22 protein-coding genes are annotated in these 26,448 nt (G+C 75.6%); 10 read left to right on the top strand and 12 right to left on the bottom strand.

Annotation, left to right across the window (positions count from 1 at the left end; translation table 11 throughout):
• Positions 1-90 precede the first annotated feature (90 nt).
• A complete protein-coding gene (locus ACWFNE_RS00205) occupies positions 91-939 on the top strand; it encodes an ABC transporter ATP-binding protein (RefSeq protein ID WP_452120438.1) in 849 nt (282 codons plus the stop codon).
• A complete protein-coding gene (locus tag ACWFNE_RS00200) occupies positions 936-2,291 on the top strand; it encodes an FtsX-like permease family protein (RefSeq protein WP_452120437.1) in 1,356 nt (451 codons plus the stop codon). The genes ACWFNE_RS00205 and ACWFNE_RS00200 overlap by 4 nt, the downstream gene beginning before the upstream one ends.
• A gap of 154 nt (positions 2,292-2,445) precedes the next feature.
• On the opposite strand, the gene ACWFNE_RS00195 is transcribed toward ACWFNE_RS00200, so the two are convergent.
• Positions 2,446-3,606: a hypothetical protein gene (locus ACWFNE_RS00195; RefSeq protein WP_452120436.1), complete on the bottom strand. Its 1,161-nt coding sequence runs from the start codon at positions 3,604-3,606 to the stop codon at positions 2,446-2,448.
• Positions 3,607-3,730: 124 nt separating this feature from the next.
• Positions 3,731-4,549 (bottom strand): SGNH/GDSL hydrolase family protein, encoded by an 819-nt coding sequence (locus ACWFNE_RS00190; RefSeq protein WP_452120435.1) that lies wholly within the window; start codon positions 4,547-4,549, stop codon positions 3,731-3,733.
• 149 nt (positions 4,550-4,698) lie between these two features.
• On the opposite strand from ACWFNE_RS00190, the gene ACWFNE_RS00185 reads away from it, so the two are divergent.
• Both ACWFNE_RS00185 and ACWFNE_RS00180 read left to right on the top strand, forming a co-directional pair.
• Positions 4,699-6,027, top strand: a complete 1,329-nt coding sequence (locus ACWFNE_RS00185) for a hypothetical protein (RefSeq protein ID WP_452120434.1) — start codon at positions 4,699-4,701, stop codon at positions 6,025-6,027.
• A gap of 56 nt (positions 6,028-6,083) precedes the next feature.
• Positions 6,084-6,458 carry a VOC family protein gene (locus tag ACWFNE_RS00180; RefSeq protein WP_452120433.1) on the top strand — a complete coding sequence of 125 codons (375 nt, stop codon included), beginning with the start codon at positions 6,084-6,086 and terminating at the stop codon, positions 6,456-6,458.
• A gap of 106 nt (positions 6,459-6,564) precedes the next feature.
• On the opposite strand, the gene ACWFNE_RS00175 is transcribed toward ACWFNE_RS00180, so the two are convergent.
• Positions 6,565-7,863 carry a glycoside hydrolase family 16 protein gene (locus tag ACWFNE_RS00175; protein ID WP_452120432.1) on the bottom strand — a complete coding sequence of 433 codons (1,299 nt, stop codon included), beginning with the start codon at positions 7,861-7,863 and terminating at the stop codon, positions 6,565-6,567.
• 311 nt (positions 7,864-8,174) lie between these two features.
• On the opposite strand from ACWFNE_RS00175, the gene ACWFNE_RS00170 reads away from it, so the two are divergent.
• Together ACWFNE_RS00170 and ACWFNE_RS00165 are read left to right on the top strand one after the other, a co-directional pair.
• Positions 8,175-11,615 carry a hypothetical protein gene (locus ACWFNE_RS00170; RefSeq protein ID WP_452120431.1) on the top strand — a complete coding sequence of 1,147 codons (3,441 nt, stop codon included), beginning with the start codon at positions 8,175-8,177 and terminating at the stop codon, positions 11,613-11,615.
• A 150-nt stretch (positions 11,616-11,765) separates the two neighbouring features.
• Complete coding sequence (locus ACWFNE_RS00165; protein ID WP_452120430.1) at positions 11,766-12,200, top strand: hypothetical protein; 435 nt, start codon at positions 11,766-11,768, stop codon at positions 12,198-12,200.
• A 138-nt stretch (positions 12,201-12,338) separates the two neighbouring features.
• Here the strand turns inward: ACWFNE_RS00165 and ACWFNE_RS00160 are convergent, their stop codons facing one another.
• The 4 genes from ACWFNE_RS00160 to ACWFNE_RS00145 form a co-directional block, all read right to left on the bottom strand.
• Positions 12,339-13,097, bottom strand: a complete 759-nt coding sequence (locus ACWFNE_RS00160; RefSeq protein ID WP_452120429.1) for a class I SAM-dependent methyltransferase — start codon at positions 13,095-13,097, stop codon at positions 12,339-12,341.
• Positions 13,098-13,262: 165 nt separating this feature from the next.
• Complete coding sequence (locus ACWFNE_RS00155; RefSeq protein ID WP_452120428.1) at positions 13,263-14,081, bottom strand: signal peptidase I; 819 nt, start codon at positions 14,079-14,081, stop codon at positions 13,263-13,265.
• On the bottom strand, positions 14,078-14,713 hold the full coding sequence (locus tag ACWFNE_RS00150; protein ID WP_452120427.1) for a hypothetical protein: 636 nt from the start codon (positions 14,711-14,713) through the stop codon (positions 14,078-14,080). The genes ACWFNE_RS00155 and ACWFNE_RS00150 overlap by 4 nt, the downstream gene beginning before the upstream one ends.
• A 98-nt stretch (positions 14,714-14,811) precedes the next feature.
• Complete coding sequence (locus ACWFNE_RS00145) at positions 14,812-17,091, bottom strand: LamG domain-containing protein (RefSeq protein ID WP_452120426.1); 2,280 nt, start codon at positions 17,089-17,091, stop codon at positions 14,812-14,814.
• Between the two features lie 155 nt (positions 17,092-17,246).
• Between ACWFNE_RS00145 and ACWFNE_RS00140 the strand changes: the two genes are divergently transcribed.
• Positions 17,247-18,278 carry a hypothetical protein gene (locus tag ACWFNE_RS00140; RefSeq protein ID WP_452120425.1) on the top strand — a complete coding sequence of 344 codons (1,032 nt, stop codon included), beginning with the start codon at positions 17,247-17,249 and terminating at the stop codon, positions 18,276-18,278.
• Positions 18,275-19,828, top strand: a complete 1,554-nt coding sequence (locus ACWFNE_RS00135) for a diguanylate cyclase (protein WP_452120424.1) — start codon at positions 18,275-18,277, stop codon at positions 19,826-19,828. Before ACWFNE_RS00140 ends, ACWFNE_RS00135 begins: the two co-directional genes overlap by 4 nt.
• 62 nt (positions 19,829-19,890) lie before the next feature.
• Here the strand turns inward: ACWFNE_RS00135 and ACWFNE_RS00130 are convergent, their stop codons facing one another.
• The 5 genes from ACWFNE_RS00130 to ACWFNE_RS00110 form a co-directional block, all read right to left on the bottom strand.
• Entirely contained in the window at positions 19,891-21,900 is a 2,010-nt protein-coding gene (locus ACWFNE_RS00130) for a hypothetical protein (protein ID WP_452120423.1), read from the bottom strand.
• 1,025 nt (positions 21,901-22,925) lie between these two features.
• Entirely contained in the window at positions 22,926-23,387 is a 462-nt protein-coding gene (locus ACWFNE_RS00125) for a hypothetical protein (protein ID WP_452120422.1), read from the bottom strand.
• Positions 23,388-23,482: 95 nt separating this feature from the next.
• Positions 23,483-24,490, bottom strand: a complete 1,008-nt coding sequence (locus ACWFNE_RS00120; RefSeq protein ID WP_452120421.1) for an NAD(P)-dependent alcohol dehydrogenase — start codon at positions 24,488-24,490, stop codon at positions 23,483-23,485.
• Positions 24,490-24,783 carry a hypothetical protein gene (locus ACWFNE_RS00115; protein WP_452120420.1) on the bottom strand — a complete coding sequence of 98 codons (294 nt, stop codon included), beginning with the start codon at positions 24,781-24,783 and terminating at the stop codon, positions 24,490-24,492. Before ACWFNE_RS00115 ends, ACWFNE_RS00120 begins: the two co-directional genes overlap by 1 nt.
• The gene (locus ACWFNE_RS00110) at positions 24,780-25,133 is read right to left on the bottom strand and encodes an ArsR/SmtB family transcription factor (protein WP_452120419.1); all 354 of its coding nucleotides are present in this window, start codon (positions 25,131-25,133) and stop codon (positions 24,780-24,782) included. Before ACWFNE_RS00110 ends, ACWFNE_RS00115 begins: the two co-directional genes overlap by 4 nt.
• Positions 25,134-25,346: 213 nt before the next feature.
• Here ACWFNE_RS00110 and ACWFNE_RS00105 point away from each other — a divergent pair, with 213 nt between their 5' ends.
• Together ACWFNE_RS00105 and ACWFNE_RS00100 are read left to right on the top strand one after the other, a co-directional pair.
• Positions 25,347-25,799, top strand: a complete 453-nt coding sequence (locus tag ACWFNE_RS00105; RefSeq protein WP_452120418.1) for a DUF6325 family protein — start codon at positions 25,347-25,349, stop codon at positions 25,797-25,799.
• 179 nt (positions 25,800-25,978) lie between these two features.
• Positions 25,979-26,425 carry an META domain-containing protein gene (locus tag ACWFNE_RS00100; protein WP_452120417.1) on the top strand — a complete coding sequence of 149 codons (447 nt, stop codon included), beginning with the start codon at positions 25,979-25,981 and terminating at the stop codon, positions 26,423-26,425.
• The last annotated feature ends 23 nt before the right edge of the window (positions 26,426-26,448 follow it).

Raw genomic sequence — 26,448 nt, 5'->3', positions numbered from 1 at the left:
CCGGCCGCGCACCCGTGGGTGGACCCCGCCCCCGCGCGGACCCACCCGTGCGGCGACGTCCTCGACGCCCCGGGCGACGAGAGTCGAGCCATGCCTCCCACCGGACACCTCGGACCCGCCCCGCACCCGACCTCGCACGACGGCCCCGGTACGCCCCGCCTCTCGGCGCGCGGCGTCGTCAAGCGCTTCGGTGCGACGACGGCGCTCGCGGGTGTCGACGTGGACGTGGCGGCGGGCGAGACCCTGGCCGTGATGGGCCCCTCGGGCTCCGGCAAGTCGACGCTGCTGCACTGCCTCGCCGGGATCCTCGCGCCCGACGCCGGGAGCGTGCGGCTCGGCGGCACCGACATCGGGACGCTGAACGAGCGCGACCGCTCGCTGCTGCGTCGCCGCAGGCTCGGGTTCGTGTTCCAGTTCGGCCAGCTGCTCGGTGAGCTGCCCGCCGTCGAGAACGTCGCGCTGCCGCTCATGCTGCAGGGGGTCGGCCGCGCGGAGGCGACGCACCGGGCCGCCGCGTGGCTGGGGTCCCTCGGGCTCGCCGGCAAGGAAGGTCGCCGGCCCGGCGAGCTGTCGGGCGGTGAGGCCCAGCGCGTCGCCGTCGCCCGGGCGCTCGTCACGGGTCCCGAGGTGGTGTTCGCCGACGAGCCGACCGGGGCCCTCGACCAGGCCACCGGTGCGGACGTCATGCGCGCGCTGACCGGCGCGACCGCCGCCGCCGGCGCGAGCCTCGTGCTGGTCACGCACGACGAGCAGGTCGCCGCGTGGTGCTCGCGCCGCATCCACGTGCGCGACGGGCACGTGACCGAGGGCTCCGCCCAGACCCTCGCGTCCGGCGCCGCGGCGCACGGCACCCCCGCGCACGGCACCCCCGCGCACGGCACCACCCCCTCGCACGGCGCCCCCGCGTCCGGCGCCCCCGCGTCCGGCGGGCTCCGGTGAGGGCGGTCCTCGCGCTCGCCCCGCGGCTGCACCGCTCGGGCGGGTCGCTCACCACGGGCCTCGCGGTCGCGGCGTTCGCGGTCACGACGGCGTTCGCGCTCAGCGTGCTCGGCGGCCTGCTCGGGTTCGTGGAGCGCGCCGACGACCCGCCCGCACCGTTCACGCCGTTCGACGCCGGGCCGTACGCGGTCATGGCAGGGATCGCGGCGGTCCTGCTGCTCGTCCCGCTCGTCTCGCTCGGCGGCGCCGCGGCGCGGCTCGGCGTCTCCCGGCGCGACGCCCGGCTCTCGACGCTGCGGCTCCTCGGCGTCACCCCGGCCGAGGTCGTCGCGCTGACCGTCGTGGAGACGGCGTTGCAGGGTCTCGTGGGTGCGCTCGTCGGCGCCGTCGGCTACGCGGCGCTGCTGCCGGTGTGGACGCGGATCCCGTTCCAGGGCGTGCCGTTCACGGCCGGGGAGCTGTGGGTCGGCGTGCCGGCGCTGGCCGCGGTGCTGCTCGGGGTGCCGCTGCTCGCCGCGCTGAGCGGCACGGTCTCGCTGCGCCGGGTCGTGGTCTCCCCGCTCGGGGTCGCCCGCCGCCAGACGCCGCCCGGGATGCGCTGGTACCGCGCGCTGCTCCTCGTCGTGGCGCTCGTCGGGTTCGTCGCCGTGACGAAGGTCGTCAGCGGGCTGGAGGCGGCGGTCGTCTACGGCGCCCTGCTCGGGATGCTCGCGCTCGCGTTCGTCGGGCTCAACCTCGTCGGCCCCTGGATCATCGGGCTCACGGGCCGCCTCATGGCGTGGCGTGCGCGCACCCCCGCGACCCTGCTCGCGGCGCGGCGGCTCGTCGACGACCCGCGCGCGTCGTGGCGGGTCGTCGGGGGCCTCGGCCTCGCCGCGTTCGTCGCGGGGTGCCTGTCGATCCTCCCCGCGATCGCGTCGACGAGCCCCGTGAGCAGCGATCCCGTCGAGCGGTTCCTGCTGCAGGACGTCGTGACCGGCGGGCTCCTGACGCTCGCGATCTCGTTCACGGTCGCGGCCGTCTCCGCGGGGATCCAGCAGGCCGCCTCGGTGCTGGACCGGCGCCGCGAGTACGCCCTCCAGCGGCTCGCGGGGGTCCCGGTCGAGCTGTTCGACTCGGCGCGCCGGCGCGAGGTGCTGCTGCCGCTCCTGCTCGTGGCCGGCACGTCGGCCGGCGTCGCGCTCGTGCTGTCGGCGCTCGTCTTCGGCGCCGCGAGCGCGACCGACGGCTCGGGGCTGCTGCTCGTGCTCGGGTTCCTCGCGGGCGGCGTGCTGCTCATGCTGGCCGCGACCGAGACGAGCCGCCCGCTGCTGCGCTCGACGCTGCGCGACACGGTCGTGCGGGCCGACTGAGCCGCGCGCGGACCGATCCGCGCGCCGACGGAGCCGCGCGCGGACTGACGCGCGCCGAGACGTGCACCGCCCGGCCGGAGGGGGCCGGGGCGCTGCGCAGGGGGACAGCGGGTGCGGGCGGCCGGAGGGACCGTCCCGCACCCGCTGCTCCGGGTCAGGACCGGCGCTTCGGCGGGACGTGCAGCACGGCGCGCACCCCGTCGTCGTACTCCATGGCCAGCACGTGCCCCTGCGCGCTCTGGTCCGTGACCGCGACGATGCGGTGCTCGCCGCCCAGCGGGGTCAGCGTCCCGTCGACCCACGCGAACGCCTTCTGCACCCCGGTGCCGTCCGCGCGGGCGTAGCCGAGCCGCCCGGAGACCTGGCCGCGGTCGTTGACCTCGGACGCCTCGCTCCAGGTGCCCTCCGGCACGCCGATCGGGTCCATGTACCCGTCGGCCCACACGAACGCGCGCTTGCCTCCGTCCGTGGGGTCGGCGGCGCCCTGGCTCCAGCCGACGACCACGTCGTGCTCGTTGACCGCGTTCGCGCTGGCGTACACGTCGCCGGGGAGCATCCCGAGGTCCTCGGCCGTGCCGTCGCGCCACAGCACCGCGGACAGCAGTCGGTCCGCCCCGGACGCGCGCCCGACGACGTGCCCGCGGTCGTTCAGGTCGGTGGCGAAGAACCGCCCGTCCGCCTCGCCGATGCGCGTCAGCGTGCCGTCCCGCCACACGTAGCTGACCTCGAGGTCGTCGAAGTCCTCGGTCCGGCCGAGCACCGTGCCGGACCGGTTGAGGTCGATGATCGAGCTCGACGGCCATGTCGACGGGTAGGGCACGGGCCCGACGACCGCGAGAGTCCCGGACGTCCACACGAACGGTGAGGTCGTCCACGGGTCGGCCTCGGACGCCGCCGCCGTGCCCCCGACCTGCCCGCGCTCGTTGATCTCGGAGCCGTACTCCGTCCCGGGCAGCAGCGTCGTCGTCCCGCGGTACCAGCGGAACGCCTGGGTCGGCTGCCCCTCCACGAGCTGCACGTAGCCCGCGACCTCGCCGCGCTCGTTGATCGCGGTCGCCCCGCTCTGCCACGCGCCGGGGGTCAGGTCCGTCATCACGCCGTCCCGCCACAGGAAGGCGTGCCCGAGCCCGGCGGCGGTCTGGGACTGCCCCACGACGTGGCCCTTGTCGTTCACGTCGGTCGCGTCGGTGCGGGCGCCGCCGAGCGTCCCGAGGTCGACCGACGTCCAGCCGGCGGGCGGTGGTGCGCTCCACGCGGTGGCCGCGAGCGGTCCGGTGAGCGCGAGGCACGCCGTGAGCGCCCCGACGGTGGTCACGGCGACGAGTCTTCTCCGCATCGGTGTTACCCCCTGGTGACTGCCACCGCCGTGTGCGGTGTCCGGTTCGTCCCGTTCTACGGGGTGCCCGGCGAGCCGGACAAGGAGCGTCGCGGGTGAAGACTCACGGCACGAGCGTGGGCAGCCGCTCCGCGAGGGCGCCGGCCAGGACCGCGTACCCCGTCTCGTTGGGGTGCAGCCCGTCGGCGCTCAGGTAGGGGCGCAGGCCCTGCTCGCCGGAGGTCGCGGAGGCCACGAGCTCGGCCGCGTCGACGAACGGGACCCCGGCGGCCTCGGCGGCGGCACGGACCGCCGCGGTGGTCGCGTCCTCCTGCGTGCCGCCCAGCAGCACCGAGACGAACGGCCCGAGCACGACGACCGTGGCCTCCGGGAGCCCGGCCTGCAGGTCGGTGAGGACCCGCGTCGCGGCGGCCTGCACCTCGGCGGGCTCGTAACCGCGGAACGCGTCGTTGCTGCCGCCCGCGACGACGACGACCTCGGGGGACGCGGCGACGACGTCGTCGACGCGGTCGGTCATCGGCTCCCCGCGGCCCGGTGCGACGAACCCGCTGCCGGAGACGCCGTCGACGACCGCGATGGGCCAGCCGAGCGCCTGCGCCGTCTGCCAGGCGTACCCGCGCTCGGGCGGCGCGCCGACCCCGACGGTGAGGGAGTCGCCGAGGAACGCGATCGACGGGGCGTCGGGGTCCGGCAGCGCCGAGGGACCGGCGACCGGGGTGCTGGAGGTCGGGGGAGCGGAGGGGGTGGGCACGGGCGTCGTGGGCGACGGGGTGGCGGCGGCCGTGCGGGACGGTGCGTCCGCGGTCGGCGACGACGTGCGCCCGGGACCCAGCAGCGCCCAGCCCGCGGTGCCGACGGCCACGACGGCGAGCGCGGCGAGCGGCACGGCGACGCGGCGGGAGGGGGGCGTCAGCTCGGGCACGCCTCACGGTAACCGGCGGGCGCGGATCGCTCCTGCGCAGGGCGGGATCCGGCACCGACCCGCGGCCCGCGGTGCGTCGACCTCGGGCGGGCGCCCGGCCGACCGGCGGCCGATGCCCCACCGGGCGGCGCGCTCCTAGCGTCGGAGACGTGCCAGACGCCGAGCAGGAGCCGCAGCCGGGACCCGTCGGACGGGAGCCCGTCGGCTCCGCGACCGTCGGGTCGGAGCACGTCGGGCGGGTACGGGACGCCCGGCCGCAGGTCGCCCGGCCGGAGGGCGCCGAACCCGCCGGCACGGACGCGGCCGGGCCTGAGCCGGAGCGCGAGCCCGAGCCCGAGCCCGAGCCCGAGCCCGAGCCCGTCGAGCGGCCCGCCCACGGCGCGCACGCGCCACGGTTGCCGCGCCGCCGCGTCCGCTGGGCGCTCGCGGCCGGCCTGCTCGTGCTGTCGCCGGTGGGTGCCGAGTACCTCGTCGCCTACGACACGAGCACCGGGGACCCGGCGGCGCTCGTCTTCGGGCTGCTGTTCTTCGTGCCGCTCTACGGGGCGCCGGCGCTGCTGCTGCGCGAGGTCGCGGTGCGCGCCGGGCTCCGCTGGCCCGGGGTGCTGCTGCTCGCGACGGCGTTGGGCGTGGTCCAGGCCGGGGTCGTGGACCAGTCGCTGTTCAGCCTGTCGTACCGGCAGATCGAGGGCTGGGAGGAGGGTGCGCGAGCCACCCTGGTCGAGCCGTGGGGCGTCGCCGTCGGGAACGCGACGAACTTCCTCGTCGGGCACGCCCTGTGGAGCTTCACGGTACCGATCGTGCTGGTCCAGGCGCTGCGGCCGGACGCCGCGCGCCGGCCGTGGCTGCGTGCCCCGGGACTCGTCGTCGCGGCGCTGCTCTACGTGGCGGCCGCGATCCTGGTGCACGTCGACCACCTCGAGACCGAGACCGACCACGCGTCGACCGGGCAGGTCGCGGGTGCGTGGGCCGTCGCGGTGCTGCTGGCCGTCGCCGCCGTCACGCTCGGCCGGCGGGTCGCACCGCGCCGGTCCGGCCGGGTGCCGCGGGCCGGGGTGCTCGCCGCGGTCGGCCTCGTGGGCGGGCTCCTCGTGACGCCGTCCGACGAGACGTGGTTCGGCGTCGCCGGCTCGGCGACCGTGCTCGTCGTGGGCGCCCTCGCGCTGCGGCGGTGGGCCCGCACGGACGGCTGGGCGGGCCGCCACGTCGCCGCGGTCGCCGCCGGGGTGCTCGTCGCGAGGGCGGCGGTGGGGTTCCTCGTCGTGCCGCTCGGGGACGTGCCGGCCGGGCCGAAGTACGCGCACAACGCGGTCGCCGTGCTCGGGTCGGCGGTGCTCGGGTGGTGGGCGGTGCGGCGCAGCGGCCGTGCGGAGGACTCGACGGGCTCGGGTGGCCCGGCGGGTCCGGGGCGCGCGGTGGGTCAGGAGAAGCTGGTCGGCTCCGATGACTCCGCCCGCGGTCGCCGGTCTACCCCGTGAGCCCGGCCCTCCCGGCCCGGGCCGCGACGGTGCCCCGGCACCCGGAAGGAGCGACCATGCTGCGCGAGTCGAAGGCGTTCGGCGGGTTCTCGGTCGACGACGTCCCGCGGGCGCGGGCCTTCTACGGCGAGACGCTCGGGCTCGACGTCACCGAGGAGAACGGCATGCTCACGCTCCGGCTCGGCGGCGGTGCGCACGTGATCGTCTACCCGAAGGCCGACCACGTGCCCGCGACGTTCACGGTGCTGAACTTCCCGGTCCCGGACGTCGAGGCCGCCGTCGCGTGGCTCACCGGGCGGGGTGTCGCGTTCGAGCACTACGAGGGCACCGGGATCGAGACCGATGCGCAGGGGGTCTTCCGGGGCGGCGGGCCGCTGATCGCGTGGTTCACCGACCCGGCGGGCAACGTGCTGTCGGTCATCGAGGACTGACCCACCCGCGGGGAGCCGGGCGCGTGCGGCGCGCCCGGCTCCGGACGGCAGGGGGTGCGGCCCGGCTCCGGACCGCACCCCGCCGCGCAGCGCGTCCGGCGCCCGGTCAGGACGTCGAGCAGCGCCCGAGGTCCTGCCATGCGGTGCTCGTGCCCGGGGCGGCCCGCCGGGTCGCGCGCGTCGCGCGCCAGGCGTGGTCGGCGTGCGTGATCGTCGCGCCCGGCCAGTAGAACCGGTTGCGGGCCCACGAGCGCAGGTGGTCGCACAGCGGCGCGGCGGGCGGGTTCGGCGCGACGGTCGGCACCGGGGTCGGGGTCGCGCTCGGTGCGGGCGCCGGCGTGCTCGCGGTCGGCGTCGGGGCGGGGGTGGGCGTGATTGGGGGCACCGCGGGCGGCGTCGTCGGGGTGCACGTCCCGAGCCTCACGGTGTCGGTGTGGCTCGTGCCGGCGGCGCGCAGGCCGGCGACCCGAGCGCTGACGTCGGCGGGCGCGAGCACCTCGCGGTCCGCGTGGAAGACGTAGTCGACCTCCTGCTCGTAGCGGCTCACGCCGCCCGTGTGCGACGCGAGGTCGATGAACCAGAGGTTCGCGTTGAGCGACATCGGGGTCTCGGGGTACACGTGCCCGGTGTGGTCGGCGACGAGGCGGCCGTCGAGGTAGTAGCGCACGTGGCCGGAGTCCACCTGCAGCACGAGGTCGTGCCAGCCGTCGAGGCTCCCGGGGATCGTGGTGCTGACGTTGTCGGCCTTCCAGGGGTCGTTCTGGTAGGTCTCGTAGGTCGTCGTGAACAGCGTGGGCCTCGTCGCGCCCCAGCCGCCGTTGGGCAGGTACTCGAAGTCGGCCTCGCCGTACGCCGGGTCGTTGGGGAAGTCGAGCGGCGTGATCGTGAAGAGCGTCTGGACGACGGGGTCGCCGTCGGCGCCGCTGACGGGCGCGTCGGTGAACCGCACGCGGCTCGCGTAGGTCCCCTCGAAGAACTTGCGCTGCTGGTAGACCTCGGCGTTGACGGTGCCGGCAGCGGTGCCGTCGGTCTGGGCGCGCAGGCGCATCGTGCGGGCTGCGCCGGTGCCGGGGAAGTCCACGTTGGCCGCGGACCACGTGTTCCCGGAGACGCCGGGGCCGCCCGCGCCGGTGCGGACGGTCCAGCCGCGCGAGCGCAGGGCCGGGTCGGACGAGGACGTGTAGGCGAAGTCGTCGAACAGCTGGCCGCAGCCGCCGGGGACGGCGGCGGCGCGGGCGCCGGGGGACTGCGCGACGGGGCCGCCGGGTGCGGCGCCGGGCGTGGCGGCGGCGGGTGGTGCGGTCAGCAGCGTCGCGGTCAGGACGCCGGGGAGCAGCCCGACGAGGGCGGCGCGGCGGGCGGCGGACGTGCGGGTGAGGAGGGGTGCAGCGCTACGTGAGGTCACGGCGGCGGCTTCCTGTCGGGGTCAGGGATGGTCGGCAGAATGTCACGATCTGGTCACAGTCCGGTCAGTAAGTAGATGAGATCTCTCTCATGCGTGACGGGCGTGGGGGGCCGCGGGATCCGCCCGCAGGTCCGGGCCCTGCGCCGCGTCCACCCCCGCGAGGTCCCAGGCCGGGTCCTTGCCCGTACGGGCGCCGGCATGACACGCTGGCGTGAGAGCGCTCTCTCAGATCCGGTGCCGCACGGTCGCGACACCGCCGGGGACGCGCGCCCGACGAGTCCGCCGCCGCACACCCGACGCAAGGAACCCGCATGTCCCTGCAGGTCGCCGCACCCCTGTCCGCCACCGACGCCGGCCCGGTCGCCGGACGCACCCTCGAGATCGAGGGCCGGCCGTTCTACCAGATCACCGCGTACGACCAGATCCCGCCGTTCTTCATGACGCTCGTCGGCGCGAGCGACCTGTGGGTCTTCATCTCGAGCAGCGGCGGCGTGACCGCCGGCCGCGTCGAGGCCGAGCACGCGCTGTTCCCGTACTACACCGAGGACAAGGTCGCCGAGGGCGCCGGCCGTACCGGCGGGCTCACGCTGCTGCGCGTCACCGGCACGGACGGGACGACGACCGTCTGGCAGCCCTTCGCCGAGACCCGCCCGGGCGACCCCGCGGCCCGGCGCACCCTGTCCAAGGACTACCTCGGCACGACCCTCGTCTTCGAGGAGGTCCGCCCCGACCTCGGCCTGCGCGTGCGCGTCACGTGGCAAACGAGCGCCCGCTACGGCGTCGTGCGCACGGGCGAGCTCACGTCGACGTCGGACGGGCCGGTCGAGGTCGAGGTGGTCGACGGGTTCGTCAACCTCCTGCCCGCGGGCGCGACCGTCCAGGTCCAGAACGAGCTCAGCTCGCTGCTCGACGCGTACAAGCGCAGCGAGGTCGACGGCGCGACGGGCCTCGGGATCCTCTACCTGAACTCGAAGCTCACCGACAAGTCCGAGCCGAGCGAGTCGCTGCGCGCCAACGTCGCGTGGTCCCTCGGGCTCGAGTCCGCCGACCGCCTGGTCTCGACGCGCCAGCTCCGGGCGTTCGCCGCCGGCCAGCCCGTGCACGGCGAGGTCGACGTGCGTGGCGAGCGCGGCGCCTACCTCGTGCGGACCGGGCTGACGCTCGCGCCCGGCGAGACGCGCCGCTGGCAGGTCGTCGCCGACGTCGAGCACAGCGCCGCCGACGTCGTCGCGCTGCGCACCGAGCTCGCCGACCCGGCCGCCGTCGCGCAGCGCCTCGCGGCCGACGTCGAGGAGACCCGCACCGCGCTCGAGGCCCTGCTCGCCACGGCCGACGCCGCGCAGCTCACGGGCGACGAGCTCGCCGCCGCGCACCACGGCGCGAACGTCCTGTTCAACACGATGCGCGGCGGCGTGCCCGTCGACGGCTACACCGCCGAGGCCGAGGACGTGCGCCGGTTCGTCGCCGAGCGCAGCCCGCGGACCGCCGAGCGCTGCGCCGACCTGCTCGCGGACCTGCCCGAGCGCTTCGGCATCGACACGCTCGTCGCGCTCGCGGACTCCCGCGGCGACGCGGACCTCGGCCGGCTCGCGCGCGAGTACCTGCCGCTGATGTTCAGCCGCCGCCACGGCGACCCGAGCCGCCCCTGGAACAAGTTCCGGATCGCGCTGCGCGACGCCGACGGGCGCACGCGCGTCGACTTCCAGGGCAACTGGCGCGACATCTTCCAGAACTGGGAGGCGCTCGCCTGGTCGTTCCCCGAGTACGTCGAGTCGATGGTCACCGTGTTCCTCGACGCGACCACCGCCGACGGCTACAACCCGTACCGGATCTCGCGCCAGGGCATCGACTGGGAGGTCCCGGAGCCCGAGAACCCGTGGGCCAACATCGGCTACTGGAGCGACCACCAGGTCGTCTACCTGCTCAAGCTCCTCGAGACGTCCCGGCGCTTCCACCCCGGGCGGCTCGACGCGCTCGTCGACCGCGCCGTGTTCACGCACGCCGACGTGCCGTACCGGATCGCGTCGTACGCGAAGACCCTCGAGAACCCGTACGACACGATCGCGTTCGACGACGCCGCGCAGGCGGCCATCGAGCGCCGGGTCGAGCGCGAGGGCGCGGACGGGCGGCTCGTGCACGGGCCCGACGGCGAGCTCGTGCGCGTGACGCTCGCCGAGAAGCTGCTGCTGCTGCTCGCCGCGAAGCTCGTCAACCTCGTGCCCGAGGGCGGGATCTGGATGAACACCCAACGCCCCGAGTGGAACGACGCGAACAACGCCCTCGTCGGGCGCGGCCTCTCGGTCGTCACGCTCGCCTACGTGCGGCGCTACCTCGACGTGGTCCGCGACCTGCTCACCTCCGACGTGACGGTGACGACCGAGCTGCGGGCCCTGCTCGCCGACGTGCACGACGCCCTCGCGCGGCACGCGGGCGGCACCGGGACCGGCTTCGACGACGCAGCCCGCCTCGCGGTCATGGACGAGCTCGGCGCGGCCGGCACGGCGTACCGGGCGCGCGTGTACGACGGGTTCGGCGGCGCCGTGACCACCGTCGACGCGGCGGACGTGACCGCGTTCCTCGACGTCGCGCAGCGCTACGTCGACTCGGGGCTGCGGGCCAACCGTCGCGACGACGCGCTGGTCCACTCCTACAACCTGCTCGACCTGCGGGCCGACGGGGCCGGGGTGCGGCGGCTCAGCGAGATGCTCGAGGGCCAGGTCGCGGTGCTGTCCTCCGGCGTGCTGAGCCCGGCCGAGGCGGTCGAGCTGCTCGACGGCCTGCGGCGGTCCGCGCTGTACCGCGCGGACCAGCACAGCTACATCCTCTACCCGGACAAGGAGCTGCCGAGCTTCCTCGACCGGAACACCGTGGCCGCGGCCGACGCCGCGCGCGTGCCCCTCGTCGAGCGGCTCGTCGCCGCCGGGGACCGCTCGGTGGTGCTGCGCGACGTCGCGGGTGACGTGCACTTCGCCCCGGACGTCCACAACGCGGGCGACGTCGCGGCGGCGCTCGACCGGGTCGCGGTCGACGTGTCCGACGAGGACCGGGCGGCGCTCCTCGGGCTGTTCGAGGACGTGTTCCAGCACGCCGAGTTCACGGGCCGGTCCGGCACGTTCTTCGCGTACGAGGGGCTCGGCTCGATCTACTGGCACATGGTGTCCAAGCTGCTCCTCGCGGTGCAGGAGAACCACGAGCGCGCGGTCGCCGAGGGCACCGACCCGGGGGTCGTCCGCCGGCTCGCGGAGATCTACGAGGACGTGCGCCGCGGGCTCGGGTACTGCAAGACCCCCGAGGTGTACGGCGCGTTCCCGATCGACCCGTACTCGCACACCCCGGCCGGGAAGGGCGCGCGCCAGCCCGGCATGACCGGGCAGGTCAAGGAGGAGGTGCTCACGCGCCTCGGGGAGCTCGGGCTGCGCGTCGAGGACGGCCGCGTCGTGTTCCGGCCCGTGCTGCTGCGCGCCGAGGAGTGGACGAGCGCACCGGCGACGTTCCGCCACCTCGACGTCGGCGGCGCGACGCAGCACGTCGAGCTGCCCGCGGGGTCGCTCGCGTTCACGTTCTGCCAGGTGCCCGTCGTGTACCGCCGCGTCGCCGCCGGCGCCCCGACGACCGTGACGGTCGAGCGGGCCGACGGCTCGACGGTGACGCTGCCCGACGCGGCGCTCGACGCCGGGCTGAGCACGGAGGTGTTCCGGCGCACGGGCGAGGTCGCGCGGATCACGGTCGAGACGCCGGGCCCGGTCGCCTGACCGGCGTGCCCGACGCGGCGGGGCAGCCCCACCGCGTCGGGCGCCGGTCCGGACCTCAGCGCGTAGGCCGGACCCGCACCGGGGCGCCTCATCGCGCGGAGCGTGCGGCGACGCCCCCGCACCCTCCTGCGGCGAGCGCACCCTGGTGCCGTGGACCTGGGTGCGGCGTGGGCGGTCGTCGGAGCGCTGATCGGCGCGACGGGGACGTTCCTCGGGGTCGTGGTGACGCAGCGCGAGACCCTCCGTCGCGAGCTGCACGTACGGCGGTGGGAGGACGGCGCGCGGGCCTACGTCGACCTGGTGTCCTGGACCGCGTGGGTCGAGCACTGGTACATCGTCGGGGCTCCGGACCCGTACGAGCGGCCGCGGACGGTCGAGATGGCACGGACGGCCGCCCGCATCACGGCGTTCGGCGACGCGGACACGGGCGCGCGCGCGTACGACCTGCTGCGGCTGCTCAGCCCGCACGTGAGCGCCCAGGACATCGGCGGCCGGCCGCCGCCCCCGGAGGAGATCCGGGTGCTCGCGCGCGATCTCGCGGACCGCGCGCGGGACCGGCTCACGCGCGGTCCGCTGCTGCGCTAGTGCCGACCGGTCGCGTCGAGAGTCGAGCGTCGAGCGCGCGGGCGCGAACCGTGCCGCCGGATCGGTCGGAGCCCGGTCCAGCCGGGACGGTGCCCCGGGCGGGACCGCCGGCCGGTCGGAGGCGGGGTCTCCGCGGCCTCAGACCCGACCGCGCGCGCTCCACGCCGACGCGCGGACCTCGAACGGCGCCGTCGGCAGCAGCTCCGCGCACCGGGCCCGCAGCGCGGCGCAGCCCTCGGCGTCGAGACCCGCGACGTGCGCCCCCGCGGGGCCGACCCCGAGCGTGAACGGCTCCCACCAGTCGTCGAACGACCCGAACGGCACCGTCACGTTCAGCGACGACGACTCGACGTCACCGATCCCGGCCGCGTCGAACAGCTCGGCGAGGTGCCCCTCCCGCGCGCCCGCGAGGCCCGACTCGCCGCGGGCCGTGGGGGTGAGCTCGTGCACGGCGTCCCAGAACGTCGCGAGCGGGCTGCCGCCGCCTGCGTGGTCCCACACGCACGCCGCGACGACGCCGCCGGGCCGGGTCACGCGCGCCATCTCGCGCAGTCCGCGGACGGGGTCGGCCATGAAGTGGACGACGAGCTGGGCCAGCGCGGCGTCGACCGAGTCGCCGTCGAACGGCAGGTCCTCGGCGGACGCCGCCCGCACGTCGACGCCGGGGAGCCGGGAGCGGACGGCGTCGACGAACGGTGGTGAGGGCTCGACCGCGTGCACCGCGCCGGCGCCGAGGCGTGCGACGAGCTCGGCGGTGAGCGCCCCCGGCCCGCAGCCGACGTCGAGCGCACGCATCCCGGGCCGCACGCCCGCCCAGCCGGCGAAGCGCGCGGCCAGCGGTGCGGAGAACCGGCCCATGAACCGGTCGTAGGCGTCGGCGGCGACGTGGAACGTCACCTCCCGAGGGTACGGCTGACGCGCGCGCGGAGGTCGCCCGATCGGCTGGTCGTCGGGCGCGCGCTCACCCCGTCGACCCGCGGGTCTGCCTTCTCGCGCCGACCGCGCGTCGAGAGACTGTGACCGCCGCGGTCGCGGAGCTCTCGCTGATCCCGCGGCTGCCTCTCACGGGTGGGCGTGCCCCCGGCGAGCGGGTCTCCCGCCACGGGTGACCCGGCGGTGGGCGGCGGCAGCACGCGTGCGACGACCCGGGGCGGCGGCTCGGACGAGCCCCAGGGCGACGTCCACCCCACCGCTCCGGCGACCTGTGCGGGCGTCCTCGGCGCGATGCTCGACGCGCAGCGCGCGACGGGTCGGCGGCTCCCCGGGACCGCGAGGGACCGTCAGCGCTCGGGGAGGCGCCGAGCCGTCCGGCCGCACCGGGCCGTCCGTCGGGGCCGCGCCTGCGTGGACCCGTCCGGCGGTCGTCGCGGGCAGGCCCACTGCCAGCACCGCGACGCTGAGGACGAGAAGGAGCGCCAGACCGCCGGTGGCCATGTCGCCCTCGTGCACCCAGACCAGGGGGAGGGCCAGGTGCGGGACGCTCAGCCGCGCCTCGCCCAGGACGTCGTCCGGGTGTACCGGGGTCGAGTCGTCCTGGGGGTTGGCGTCGCCGCGGGTGATGATGCTGCCGTCGGGCTCGACGCGCACGACGCGGTGCAGCAGGACGTTCCCGGGCCTGGCCGCGTCGCGGAACGCGATGATGAGGCCCGGCGCGAGCGTCCCCGCCTCCACCGGCGCCGTCACGACGACGTCCCCGGGGTCGACGGCCGGAGACATCGAGCCGGTCAGCACCGGCCGCGGCTGCCACCCGATCGCCGCGGGTGCGAGCGACCAGGCGAGCAGGCCGACGAGGAACAGGACGACGACGCGCGCGACGACCGTCACGAACGGCACCGGGACCCCGGCGTCGACCGAGGCAGCCGGCGGCGCCGCGGTCGTCACGAGTTCTGCGCCTCCCAGGTGAACGTCGCGGTTGCGTTCTTGCCGGCGGCGAGGTTGTCGTCGAGCACGGTCCAGGTGATGCGGTACGTGCGCTTCTCGCCCGTCCCGACCGGGGCCCAGGTGCTCGCACCGGACGCGAACGAGGTCCGCGCCCCCGCGAACGTGGCGAGGGTCGCCGCGCTGTCGGAGCCGTCGGCCGCAGTCGTGCCGGTCCCGGGCGCACCCGAGTTGTGGAGGCGGGTCACCGTGCCGCCGAAGTCCGCGCACGTGGCGTTGTCCCCCACGGTGCCCTCGTCGACCGTGAAGCGCAGGTAGGTGCCGAGGCCGGTCCCGGTGAGCGCGCCGGGCGCGACGTACATCCGGACGCGCGCGGCGAGCGAGCCGGTGTAGTCCACGCGGATGCAGGAGGTCCCCGTCGACCCGGGCTTGAGACCCGCCGCGGACGTCCACAGCGCGGTGCTCGACCTGTTGTCCGTGAGCGTCACGGTGCCGGCGGACCACTGGTTGTTCGGGTTGGCCGTCGTCGCTGAGAACGACGCGTACGTCGAGCGCCACACGAGCAGCGACGCCGCGACGAGGGCCAGGACGGCGAGGGTGGCGGTCAGCGTGCGGCGTGCTCGGGTGGCGGTCATCGGGTTCTCCTGACGGCGGGGGCCGCCGGGTCCCGGCAGGCATGGGACTGATCGGGCGTCGACCGACCGGGTTGAGCTCCGCGCGTCGGGTTCACCCCTCAGTGGTTCGCGTGGAAGCTCCAGGCGACCTGCTGTTCGGTGAGGGCCGTGCCGTAGACCGCGATCTCGTCGATGCTCCCGGCGAACCCCTCGCCCGTCGCCCGGTTCGGCAGCGTGCTGGTGTTCCCGCCACCCCACCGCCACACACCGTTCGGCAGGGTCGAGGCCGTGGTCCACGCGGCGTTCGCGGCGACGGGCGCTCCGTCGACGTACAGCGCCGAGCCCGCCGTCGGGCTCAGCGTCGCGGTGACGTGGTGCCACGCGCCGTCCCGGTAGGTCGCCGGGCTGGTCAGCACCTGGAGCGCGGTCGGCACGGTGTCCTTGAAGGTGGCGAACGCCACGGCACCCGACGGCGTGACGTACAGCGTCCGGTCGTGGGCGGCGGGCATCCCGGTGCCCGTGCTCGCGAGCTGCAGGAGCACACCACCGCGCGTCGACGTCGTCCGGAACCAGCACTCGAGCGTCACGGCGGTCGGGGACGACCATGTGCTCGGGTTGTAACCGCCGCTGCCGCGCGCCCCCGAGTAGGTGACCGCAGTCGTCGCCGTCTCGCCACCCTGGGCCCCCCGCAGGGCGCCGCGGCGTGCCGCCGTGGCCCGCGCGAGCGCGACGCCGTCCTCGAGGTGGGCCTGGACCGCCGCCTGGGGCAGGGCGCGCTGGAACACGCGCACGTCGTCGATCCAGCCCTGGAAGGGGTCGCGGTAGGCGTCGCTGGTGCGGTCCCGGCCGAGCTGCAGGAGGCCGGTGCCGTCGAACGGGACGGTGTGCGGGACGGTGGCCTCGAGCACGCCGTCGACGTAGAGCCGGGCCACGCCGGCCTCGCGGTCGTACACGCCCGTCACGTGGTACCAGGTCGGGGCCGCGGAGGTCGACTCGACGGGCACCGTCGACCCGACGGCCGAGTCGGAGGTGCCGTCGTTGGTGTTCGCGGTCGCGAGCGCGAAGGCGAACTTCCCCTGGGACCGCCGGTAGGTCAGGGCGAACGCCGAGACCTTGCTCGACGCGGTGTCGAGGGCCGTGTCCTGCGAGAGGATCGCGCGCGTCACCGTCAGGTTCTCCGGCGCGACCCACGCCATGACCGTGAAGCTCTGGTCGGTCCGCAGCGCGGCGGACGTCGCGGTCCCGGGGTCTCCCGCGGACCCGTCCAGGTAGACCGAGCGGCTCCCGCGCCGGACCGGTCCCGGGGCGGCCGCGACCGTGACGCCCGGAGCCGTCAGCAGGTTCCCGCGGACCGAGCCGTCCGCGAAGCCGGGCGCGGCCGTCGCCGAGTCGTCGAACCCCCAGGCGCCCACGAGGGAGTCGCTCGTGCCCTGGTGCAGCTCGGCGACCTCGGCGGCGGTCAGGTCGCGCTTGTAGGCGCGGACGTCGTCGACCGCGCCGGCGAGGTACTGCGACGCGGCGTAGGTTCCGTTGACCAGCGCGCGCCCGACCTGCAGCGGTCCTGCCGTGGAGATCTCGGTGGCGCTGCCGTTGAACGCGACCTGCGCGCCGTCGACGTAGAGGGCCGAGCTGGTGTCGTTGGTGTAGGTCGCGACGAGGTGCACCCACCGCCCGACTGGTGCAGGCTGCCCGGCTCCCTGGGCTGCGAGGGCGTAGGCCGCGCCGTTCGCGTCGCTGCTCGCCCGGGCCCACTCCCAGTGCCCCGTCGCCGCCGACTCGTAGACCCAGCGGAGCACGAAGCCGCTCTGCGTGCCGCCGGGAGCCGTGCTCGGCTGGCTCAGCACGACGCGGGTCCCGTCGGCGTTCGCGAGCCGGACCCACACCGCGACGGAGTAGGGCCCGTTCGTGCTCACGGAGGTGGTCGCGGACTCGACCCAGTCGCCGGAGCCGTCGAGGGTCACCCCGCCGGACATGATCCCGGTGGTCCAGGTCGCGTTGCCGCGGAGCGTCCCGGTGTTGTCGCTGCCCGAGCGGTCCGCGAGCGTGCTGCCGGTGCCCTCGTCGGCGGTCCACCACAGGTCGGGACCGTCGGTGCGTCCCGTGTACGTCCCGGTCCGCCCGTTCCCGCTGCTGTCCAGGGCGTCGCTCGGAAAGAGGGTGCTGCTGGGCTCCTCGCCGCGGTGGTAGAACAGCGGACCCGCGCCCAGCACCTGGGTGCTGTAGTTCGGGAACGTCGCCGCCGCCGCGAGCGTCGACGTGTTCGTCGTGCGGACGCTGAAGACGGCGGACGCCGCGCCTGTGCCGACGACCCCCACGACGGCGGCGAGGAGCAGCGTCGCGAGCACACGGACCCGGGCCGGGGCGTGGGCGCGCGCGGACCTGGCCACGGGCGTGCTCACCTCCGGGTAGTGGAGCGGGACGTCGGCCCCATCGGCACCCCGGGGCGAGATGTGACCCTCACGACGGGTGAGCGGTCGCGGCACCCGCAACCGCTTGGGTCGGGGTACGTGCTGCCGATAGGCCGGGGGTCGGGTCGACGGAAGGGTGCGTGCGCATGAGGTGGGTCGCGCGCTGCCTCGCCTCGGTCCTCGCCGCCCTCGCCGTCTCGGCGCTCGTCGGTACCCCGCTGCCCGCCGGCGCCGCGGGCGACGACCGCCCCAGCATCTCCACGGACGCGACGGGCCCGCTCGTCGATGCGCGCGACCTCGCACCGGGGCCGCTCACTCCCGTGTGCGTCCGGGTGTCGTGGGCGGGCGCGGACCGGTCCGTGGTCGCGGTGACCGCCACGGTCGGAGGCTCCGGGCTCGCCGACTTCCTCGACATCGAGGTCGAGCTCGGTGACGGAGGCGAGTACGGCGACTGCGCCGGGTTCACCGGGGAGCGCGTGTTCGCGGGCACGCTCGCGGAGCTCGCGGCGCTACCCGCGCGCGCCGCGCCGTCGATGCCCGCGGACGGCAGCGGTTCCGCCACCTACCGGCTCACGTTCTCGCTCCGCAGCGACGACGCGGCGCAGGGCCGGACGGCGACCGCAGAACTCGGGTGGCTGCTCACGGACGCTCCGTCCGCTGCGGTGCCGACCCTCCCGCCGCGCGCCGCGCCCAGCTCCTCGCCCGCAGCCGACGAGGGGCCGCTCGGCGACGCCCCCGTCGGCGACCCCACCACCGGGTCGGACGCCGACGACGCGAGTCCGGCAGCTCCGGGGACACCCCAGGTGCGCGCGCGCGTGGTCGTGCCGTTCGCGGGCGTCGCGTCGTCCCCCGGAGCCGCCGGTCCGGGTGCGCCGGGGGGCACGGATCCCGGCGGCGCGGCGGACCCCGGGCCGACGAGCACCGGGCCGACGAGCCCGGACGGCGTGCAGCCCGGCGCGGCCGGTCCACCGACGGCGCCCGGCGCCCCGAGCGCCGGCTGGCTCCGCGACGCGCTGAGCGGCGCACCGTTCCCGCTCCTGCTGATCGTGCTCGTGATGCTCTACCTCGCCGTCCAGGACCGGGTCGACAGCGGCGACCCGAAGCTGGCACGCGCGTCCCTGCGCGCCGCTCCGACCCTCCCGTTCCCCGACGACGACCGCCCCGAGGCTCACCGATGACCGACATCCCGCCGCCGCAGTCCCGCTTCGGGCTCGTCCCGCTCGCCGACCGGATCGCCTGGTCGACGGCCCTGCGCGCCGCACTCGCGGGCGCGGCGGTCACGCTGTGGTTCCTCGTCCCGCACGTGCGGCCGGTGCCCCCCGGGACGGCGGCCCTCGCGCTCGGAGGCTACGCCGCGCTCAGCGCCCTTGCCGCGGTGTCCCCCCGTGCGGGTCGACGCGCCGCCGTCCTCGCCGTCAACGCGGCCCTCGTGCTCGACGGGCTCCTGCTCGGTGCGCTCATGCACGTCCTCGGCGCACTCACCGTCCCGGCGACCGGGCTGGTCGTCGTGCACGTCGCCGCCGTGAGCCTTCTCGTCTCGTTCCGGACCGGGGCGAAGGTCGTCGTCTGGCACGCGCTGGTCGTGCTGTGCGTCGTCACGCTCGAGCGCACGGGTGGCGCCGGCGTCGTGCCCTTCCCGTCACGTGCGTACGCCGCGTTCGTGCTCGTGACTGCGCTCGCGGCCTGGACGACGTCCACGTTCGCGGCCGTCAACGAGCGCGAGCTGCGCCGGCGACGCTACGACGCCGAGGTCCTGCACCGCTTCGTCGCCGACCTCGAGACGGTGCACGACCCCCGCGAGGTCGCGCAGCGGCTCGTGCACGTCGCGGTCGACGACCTGCTCGCCCGACGTGCTCTCGTCGTGCTGGAGCCCGCCGCGCGCACGGGGCTCCCGCTGTTCGTCGAGCCGAGCGCGCCGGTCACGCCGCCCTGGCCCGGCGCGTCGCGCGAGCCGGGCTCCCTTCTCGCGCGGGCGTCCGCGGCGGGCGAGCCGGTGCTGCGCCGCGTCGTGGACGCCGCGCGGGACCCGTGGCTGGCGGCTGTGCTCCCGGACGCGCGGGATGTCGTGTGCGTGCCCCTGCGGGTCGACGCGCTGGGGGAGGGCTGGCTCGTCCTGGAGGTCCCGCGCAAGCAGTCGAAAGGCGTCGAACGGCGCCTGCTCGAGACGCTCGTGCAGGCGGGGGGTCACGCGGGGCTGGCCCTGAGCCGCGCTGCCGTGGTTCACGAGCTGCGGCGCGCGGCGCGGACGGACGGCCTGACGGGCGTGCTCAACCGCCGGGCGTTCGACGACACGCTGCGCCGCGAGCTCTCCCGCAGCGAGCGCAGCGGGGCGCCGCTCGCCGTGGTCCTCGTCGACCTGGACCACTTCAAGCGCGTCAACGACGAGCACGGTCACGCGGAGGGCGACCGGACGCTCCGGGCTGCAGCCCGGGCGCTGCAGTCGGCGGCGCGGACGTCGGACCTCGTGGCCCGCTACGGCGGTGAGGAGTTCGCGGTGATCCTGCCCGACACCACCGCGGCGCAGGCGATGGAGGCCGCGGAGCGGTACCGCGCGGCCGTGGCACGCGCCGACACCGCCGTCCGTGTCACGTGCAGCCTCGGGGTCGCCGGGATCGACGGCGCGACCTCGGTCGAGCAGGTGCTCGCCCGGGCGGACGGCGCCTTGTACGAGGCCAAGGCGCAGGGGCGCGACCGCTGCGTGCTCGCGCCGGCCACGGGCGTGCGGTGACCGCACCCGCCGCGCGCCGCCGGTGACGTCCGCCGGCGGCGCGCGGTCAGGTCAGAGGCCCGTCAGCCCCACTTGATGAGGTGGTACTCGCCGGTCCGGTCGTCGAACGTGACGTAGTACAGACCGACGCCGCCCGTGACGGGGATGTCGGCGCCGCCCTGCTCGGCGCGTCCGTCGCGGTCGGTGTCGCCGAAGCTCGTCGCCCACGTCCCGTCGACGTCGAACTTCAGGCGGGCGTCGTCCGTCCCGCCGAGCCACACCGCGACGCTCCACGTGCCGTCTCCGACGAGCGACATGGGCGCGGCGTTCCACGCGTTGTGCGTCCCGCGCAGGTGCATGGAGGGGTGAGTGCTCGTGAACCCGGTCTTGACGACCGTGTACGTCTTGGCGAGCGCGTCGAACGTGATCCGGTACGTCCCTGCCCCGCCGGTGACGGGGATGTCGGCGCCGTCGCGCTCCGCACGTCCGTCGCGGTCGGAGTCGCCGTACGACTCGGACCAGTCACCGTGGACGTCGAGCTTGAACCGCTCGTCCGGGGCCGTGCCGAACGGGACCTCGGCGGTCCACGACGACGCGGACCCGGCGACGCGCGTCATCGGCGTCGAGCCCCACCCGTTGTTCGTGCCGCGCACCGCGAGCTGCTCGATCGGCGCCGGGTGGGTCACCTCGACGGCCGCGGTCGTGGAGTCCGAGGACACCAGGCGCACCGACGCCCCGGTGGTCGGGTCGGTGAGGACGGACCCCGGCTGGACCGCGGAGTCGCCCATCCACCCGTCCGGTGTCGCGTCGACGAGCGCCTGGCCCCGGCCGTCGACGAGGCGCACGGAGACGCCCGTGAGCAGCGAGGGGATCCCCGCGACCTTCGCGTCCCAGTGCTGCCCGACGGGTCGGCGGACCTCGACGTCGTAGTACGCGCCGTCGGCGAGCGGCACTCGCAGGCTCTGCGGGGCGTCAGTCGCGATCCCGGCTGCCGCCACCGTGTACGTGCCGGACGTCGCCGCCGTCGTGACGCGGGACGGCGGGATCCAGCCGAGCTGGACCTTGTGGTTCGCCGAGAAGTGCATGTGGCCGTACGCGTCACCCATCGTGTCGTAGGGGTCCCCGTACTCATGGGTCTCGCAGCGGCCGCCCGCCTCGAGGCCTGACGTGAAGCGCCCCCAGGCGTCGGTGCAGGTCAGCGAGTGCGCGTGCCACAGCCCGAGGTTGTGCCCGAGCTCGTGCTGCGCGATGCCGCGGGTCGCCTCCTCGCCGAAGTGCAGCGTGACGCTCACGTTGCCGCCGACGCCCGCGTAGCCGCCGTACCCGCAGGGCTCCTCGCTCGGCGCGAGCAGGTACATCACGTGGTCGTACCCGGTGAGGTCGACCCCGGCGGCGCTCGCGGCAGCCGCACCCGCCTCCGCCTCGGACCAGCACGCGGTGGACGCCGGGATCTCCAGGTAGTCGACGACGTCGCCGTCGGGCCGCACCCGACCGGTCAGGCGCATGGTGCCGAACGAGCTCTCGGCGAAGTACCCCGACACCGAGCTCGACGCCGTGAAGACGCTCGACCGGACCTCGTCGACGGTCATCGGCTCCGCCCCCTGCGGGCCGCGACGCAGCAGAACGACGACCGTGGCCCGGCTGCCGTCCGTCGACAGCTCGGGCGCAGCGGCGACCGTGGTGGCACGCGCGACCGCGAGCGTGGGCTCCTCGGCGTCCGCGGCGGGCTCGTCGACAGGTACCTCGGTGCCCGTCACGTCGACCTGCTGACCCGGCTCGAGCGACGCGAACACCTCGGCCTCGCCCTCCAGCAGGACCCGTTCACCGTCGGGGTCACGCAGGTAGCGCCGCACCGACTCCTCGGCGGTGAGCTCCGGCGCCCCGTCGAGGTCCTGCTCGGGCCGAGGCTCGGCCTGGACCACCTCGTAGTGCCCGCGGAGCGTGGTGGCGCGAGCCGCGGCGTGCCCGGTGGGCGCCGGGGCCGGCGGGCCGGCGTGGGCGGGAAGCGCGCAGGTGAGGGTCGACGCGCCGAGGACCACGGCGAGCGACGAGCGGGCGACGAATGTGCGGAGAATGCTTTTCTCGGCTGTCATGGAGCGCACCGTAGAAGGTCGCTGCCTTTGTACGCAAATGTCCGGAAACGGCGGTCCAGAAAATCTGGTCGGGGAAATTCCCGGAGATGTGATCAGGTTTCCTGGGCCCCCTGTCGTGACCCCCGTGGCGCGACGACGGGAGTATTGCGCGGCGTGGCCGTACGGCGCAACCGGCTGATTTCGGGGGGCTGGTCCGGTGGGGCGCACGCGCTCGCGGGTCGCGGTCCCGTGTGCCGGGGGCGGGGGTGTCGGCAGGCCTCGCCTGGCGGCGGGCGTGCCTGGCGGCGGGAGCGACGCGTGTGGCGCTGCCACGTGCGGTCGTGCGGGAGCTCGAGGGGCCGCCGGTGCCCGGCGCGTCGCTTCGCGGCGCGGTGACCTGCATCGACAGCGCGCTGCAACTTTGCAGCAAAGGTTGCAGTCGAGCGCTGCGTGCTGCATGCTTCTCCCGGCGGGTCGCTCCCGGTCTGCTGCTTCGCGGTCGTGCGGCTCCCGTCCGGCGCGCGAGGCGGGCGTGCCCGGGACGGGGTCGAGGCCGCGCGCGGCGCTCCGCAAGAAATGTCCTGACCGTCTTGTCCCGCCGGTGCCCATGGAATTCGCCGCGAATATTGTTCGCGAACGCCCGACGCGTTCGAGCGTCCGCGCGGAAATGTGCCTGCGTGGTCATGTCGCGGCGCGGTGACGCGTCGTCGCCGCGCGCGGTCGACGCCGGGCGGAGCCCGCGGGCCGCCTCAAGGAAAATCTGCGTTCGGCGGGTCGCAGAATGTGGCCGCTGCATGCCCGGCGCCGGGGGGCGAGCACGGGAGAGGGCGCGCCGGCGCCGGGGGATGAGGGCGGGAGAGGGCGCGCCGGCGCCGGGACCTGCCGCGTCGCGAACCCCAGGCGCTCGCCGTGCTGGCGTGCCTCCCGCGAGGGCCCGACGGTCCTGCTGACGACGCGCTACCCCGAGGAGGCGGACCGCCCCGCGGACCGCCTCGCGATCGTCGACCACGGGCGTGCCTCGGTGCCCGCCGGACGGGCCCTACCCGTCAGCTGCAGTAGTCGCAGACGCCCGTCGAGGGCAGCGTCATCGAGCAGGTCGGGCACAGCACCGGGGGCGCGTCGCGGGCGTCCGTCGTCCGGGCGGAGATCGGCCGGGCAGCCCTCGGTGCCGTCGCGCGCGGCGCTCTCGGTGCCCGCGGCGCCTTGACCGGCGCGACGCGGACGGCACCGGCCGGCTCGGTCACCTCGAACCCGCGCTTGCGTAGGATCGCGACGGCGTTCGCCATGCCGCTGCTGAACGCGTCAGGCGTCGCGAGACGCCCCGTGGCGAACCGGTGGGCGACCCCGAGGACGGCCTGCACGTCGTAGGGGCGGCCCTCGTGGACCAGCGCGTAACCCGGCGTCGGGTCGAAGCCGTAGAGGTTCAGGAACGCGTCGCTGCCGCGCTCGTCGTACTCGGCGAGGGCGTGGAGGACGTGCTGCCGCGACACGGAGGAGAAGGTGGCCACCCGTCGAGCGTAAGCGGGCGCACGGCGTGCCCGCACCGCGGCGCCGCCCCGGGCGCACCGGACCCGGCGCACCGGGTCCGGGCGCCCGCTGCGCCTCAGGCCACGACGACGACCTTCCCGGCGACGTGCCCGCCTGCGACGTGCTCGATCGCGGCGGCCGCCTCGGCCAGCGGGTACGTCCGCTCGACCACCGGGGTCAGCGCGCCGGAGCCGACCAGCTCGCTCAGCGCGTCGAGGTCGGCCGTGCTGGGGGACATGCTGAACGGCCGGATCGTGTGCGGGCCGGTGAGCGACAGCACCGCGCCGCGGGCCATGCGGGGCAGCGGGCCGAGGACGCGCCCGCCGTGGCCGCTGTTCATCAGCAGCGTCCCGCGGGGCGTCAGCAGCCGGCGCAGGTGACGCAGCGGGGTGCTCGCGACGTTGTCGAGGATCACGTCGTACCGCTCGGGCCGCTCGGTGAGGTCCTCGCGCGTGTAGTCGACCACGTGCGACGCGCCCAGCCCGCGCACCAGCTCGACGTTGCGCGTGCTGCACACCCCGGTCACCTCGGCGCCGAGCGCCACCGCGAGCTGCACGGCGGCGTGCCCGACGCCGCCCGACGCGCCGATGACGAGCACGCGCTGCCCGGGGCCGACCCCCGCGACCTCGAGCGCGCGGCGCGCGGTCAGCCCGACCATCGGGAGCGCGCCTGCCTGCGCGAACGTGAGCCGCTCGGGCTTGCGGGCGAGCACGGTGTGCGGGAGCCGGGCGTACTCGGCGTACGAGCCCGTCGACTTCCCGAAGTCGCCCTCGCCGTACACGTCGTCGCCGGGGCGGAACGCCGTCACGTCCGCGCCGACCGCCACGACGGTTCCGGCGACGTCCTGGCCGCGCGTGGCGGGCCGCGGGCGACGCAGCCCGAGGACGAGCCGCATCATCGCGGGGCGACCGGTGGTCAGGAACACGTCGGCCGGGTTCACGCCCGCCGCGCGCACCCGCACGAGCACGTCGCCGGGCCCGGGCGTGGGCACCGGGACCTCGCGCGGCGCGAGCACCTCGGACGGCGTGCCGTAGCGGTCCTGCGCGACCGCGGACATCGTGCGCGGGGCTGCGTCGGCGGACATCACTCCACCGTCCGCAGGATCTGCTCGATCGCCGTGGTCCGGCTGCGGAGCTCCGCGACGTCGGCGGCGGTGCGCTGCTGGGCGTCCATGGTCTTCTCGGCGAGCTGCTCGTAGCGGTCGACGAGCTGGCGGAGGTCGTTCTCCCGGGCGGCGTCGATCTTCATCTTCCGGTTCTCGGAGACGAACGCGATGACCGCCGCCATGATCAGGAACGCGAACAGGACGAGGCCGAGGGTCAGGACGACGTTCGGCCACGGGTTCGGTGCGGGCGGCGCAAGGCTCAGGTGGGTCACGTGGGCTCCTTCGGGGCGGGACCCGCGGCGGGGTCCGGCGGGGTGAGGGTCGACGCGGCCCGGGCCAGCGTCTCGGGGGTCAGGGTGAGCGTGAACTCGGCGACCTCGAAGAACTTCATGGCCTTGCCGTCGGCGGAGAGCTCGAGGGTGCCGACCACGAGCCCGGCGGCCTCGAGGCGCTGCAGGTGCATGTGCAGCAGCGGGCGGCTGATGCCGATCTCGCGGGCCAGGTGGCTGACGTAGTCGCGGCCGCCGGTCGTCAGCGTGGCGAGGGCGCGCAGGCGGATCGGGTTGGCGAGCGCCGACAGCACGGCGACGAGCTCGTCGCCGGTGGGTGGGGATGCTGTCATGGGGCTCCGTCATGTGTCAGATTGTTCTTACACATGAAAGGTAGCGCGGCGCCGCGCGTCGGGGCAAGAGCGCGACGACGCGGGGGCGCCCGGGGCCGCACTCACCCCTCCGGGATGATCACGCCCCGGCACGGCGACGCCACGATCGATGCGGGTGAAGCCGCAGCGCTGGACCACCGGAGCGGTTCCCCACCGAGGAAGGGACGCCCGGCGATGACACAGACCTCGCTCGACGAGCTGGGACCCGTCGACTACCTCGTCGTCGAGTTCCCCGCGGGAGAGAGCCGCTTCACCGGGGAGATGGCGGACGAGCTCGTCGCCCTCGCCGACGCCGGCACCATCCGGGTCATCGACGTCCTGATCCTCACGAAGGACGCCGACGGCTCGATCGAGGCGACCGAGCTCTCCGACATCGACGACCTGGGCCCGCTCCAGCAGATCGAGGCCGAGCTGGCCGAGCTGCTCACCGAGGAGGACGTCGTCAACCTGGCCGCCGCCATGGAGCCGGGCAGCACCGCGGGTGTGCTCATCTGGGAGAACCTCTGGGCCGCGCCCTTCGCCTCGGCGGCGCGGCGCGCGGGTGGGCAGCTCATCGCCGACGGGCGCATCCCCATCCAGGCGATCCTCGCCTCGATCGAAGCAGACGACGTCACCGAGGGAGACTGACATGCCGCTCCGGCCAGCTCGCGTGGGACGGGTCGGTGTCATCGGGCACCCCGTCGCCAAGACCGCCGTCGTGGCGGCCGCCGTGACCCCGGGTCCCGCGCCGGTCGCGAAGACCGCGGTGGTGGCTGCCGCGGTCACCCCGGGCCGTCGCCGCCGGCGGATCTAGGGGAGGCGGAGCCGTGGCAGACGCGGCCGGCGTCCACGGGCGTGACGTCCGAGGGCCCCTCGTGGGCGCGGTGATGCTCCTGCTGGGGCTGGCCGGCGTGCTCTCCGCGTGCTCGGGCGCAGCGGCGGGCGGCGCAGACCTGGCGGGCAAGACGTTCGTCTCGACGGCCGTGGCGGGCCACGAGCTCGTGCCCGGCAGCGAGGTCACGATGACGTTCGAGTCCGACCGCATGTCGGTGAACGCCGGGTGCAACACGATGAGCGGCGAGGCGACGTGGCAGGACGGCACCCTGGAGGTCGCCGAGCCGCTCGCGGCGACGATGATGGCGTGCCCGGACGACCTCACGCAGCAGGACGAGTGGCTCCGGACGTTCCTGACCTCCGAGCCCCTGCTGCGGCTCGACGGGAGCACGCTCGAGCTGGGCGACAGCGACGACGGCCTCACGCTCGAGGAGCAGTAGAGCGGATCCCCGCCGACGCCACC

The sequence above is a fragment of the Cellulomonas sp. NPDC055163 genome (genome assembly GCF_053607065.1).
This window is presented reverse-complemented; position numbering and strand designations above follow the sequence as displayed.

Coding starts and splice junctions, on each gene's coding strand:
- ACWFNE_RS00105 (WP_452120418.1), top strand. CDS start 25,347: ATGACACAGACCTCGCTCGACGAGCTGGGACCCGTCGACTACCTCGTC.
- ACWFNE_RS00110 (WP_452120419.1), bottom strand. CDS start 25,133: ATGACAGCATCCCCACCCACCGGCGACGAGCTCGTCGCCGTGCTGTCG.
- ACWFNE_RS00205 (WP_452120438.1), top strand. CDS start 91: ATGCCTCCCACCGGACACCTCGGACCCGCCCCGCACCCGACCTCGCAC.
- ACWFNE_RS00170 (WP_452120431.1), top strand. CDS start 8,175: ATGTCCCTGCAGGTCGCCGCACCCCTGTCCGCCACCGACGCCGGCCCG.
- ACWFNE_RS00140 (WP_452120425.1), top strand. CDS start 17,247: ATGAGGTGGGTCGCGCGCTGCCTCGCCTCGGTCCTCGCCGCCCTCGCC.
- ACWFNE_RS00180 (WP_452120433.1), top strand. CDS start 6,084: ATGCTGCGCGAGTCGAAGGCGTTCGGCGGGTTCTCGGTCGACGACGTC.
- ACWFNE_RS00150 (WP_452120427.1), bottom strand. CDS start 14,713: ATGACCGCCACCCGAGCACGCCGCACGCTGACCGCCACCCTCGCCGTC.
- ACWFNE_RS00130 (WP_452120423.1), bottom strand. CDS start 21,900: ATGACAGCCGAGAAAAGCATTCTCCGCACATTCGTCGCCCGCTCGTCG.
- ACWFNE_RS00135 (WP_452120424.1), top strand. CDS start 18,275: ATGACCGACATCCCGCCGCCGCAGTCCCGCTTCGGGCTCGTCCCGCTC.
- ACWFNE_RS00120 (WP_452120421.1), bottom strand. CDS start 24,490: ATGTCCGCCGACGCAGCCCCGCGCACGATGTCCGCGGTCGCGCAGGAC.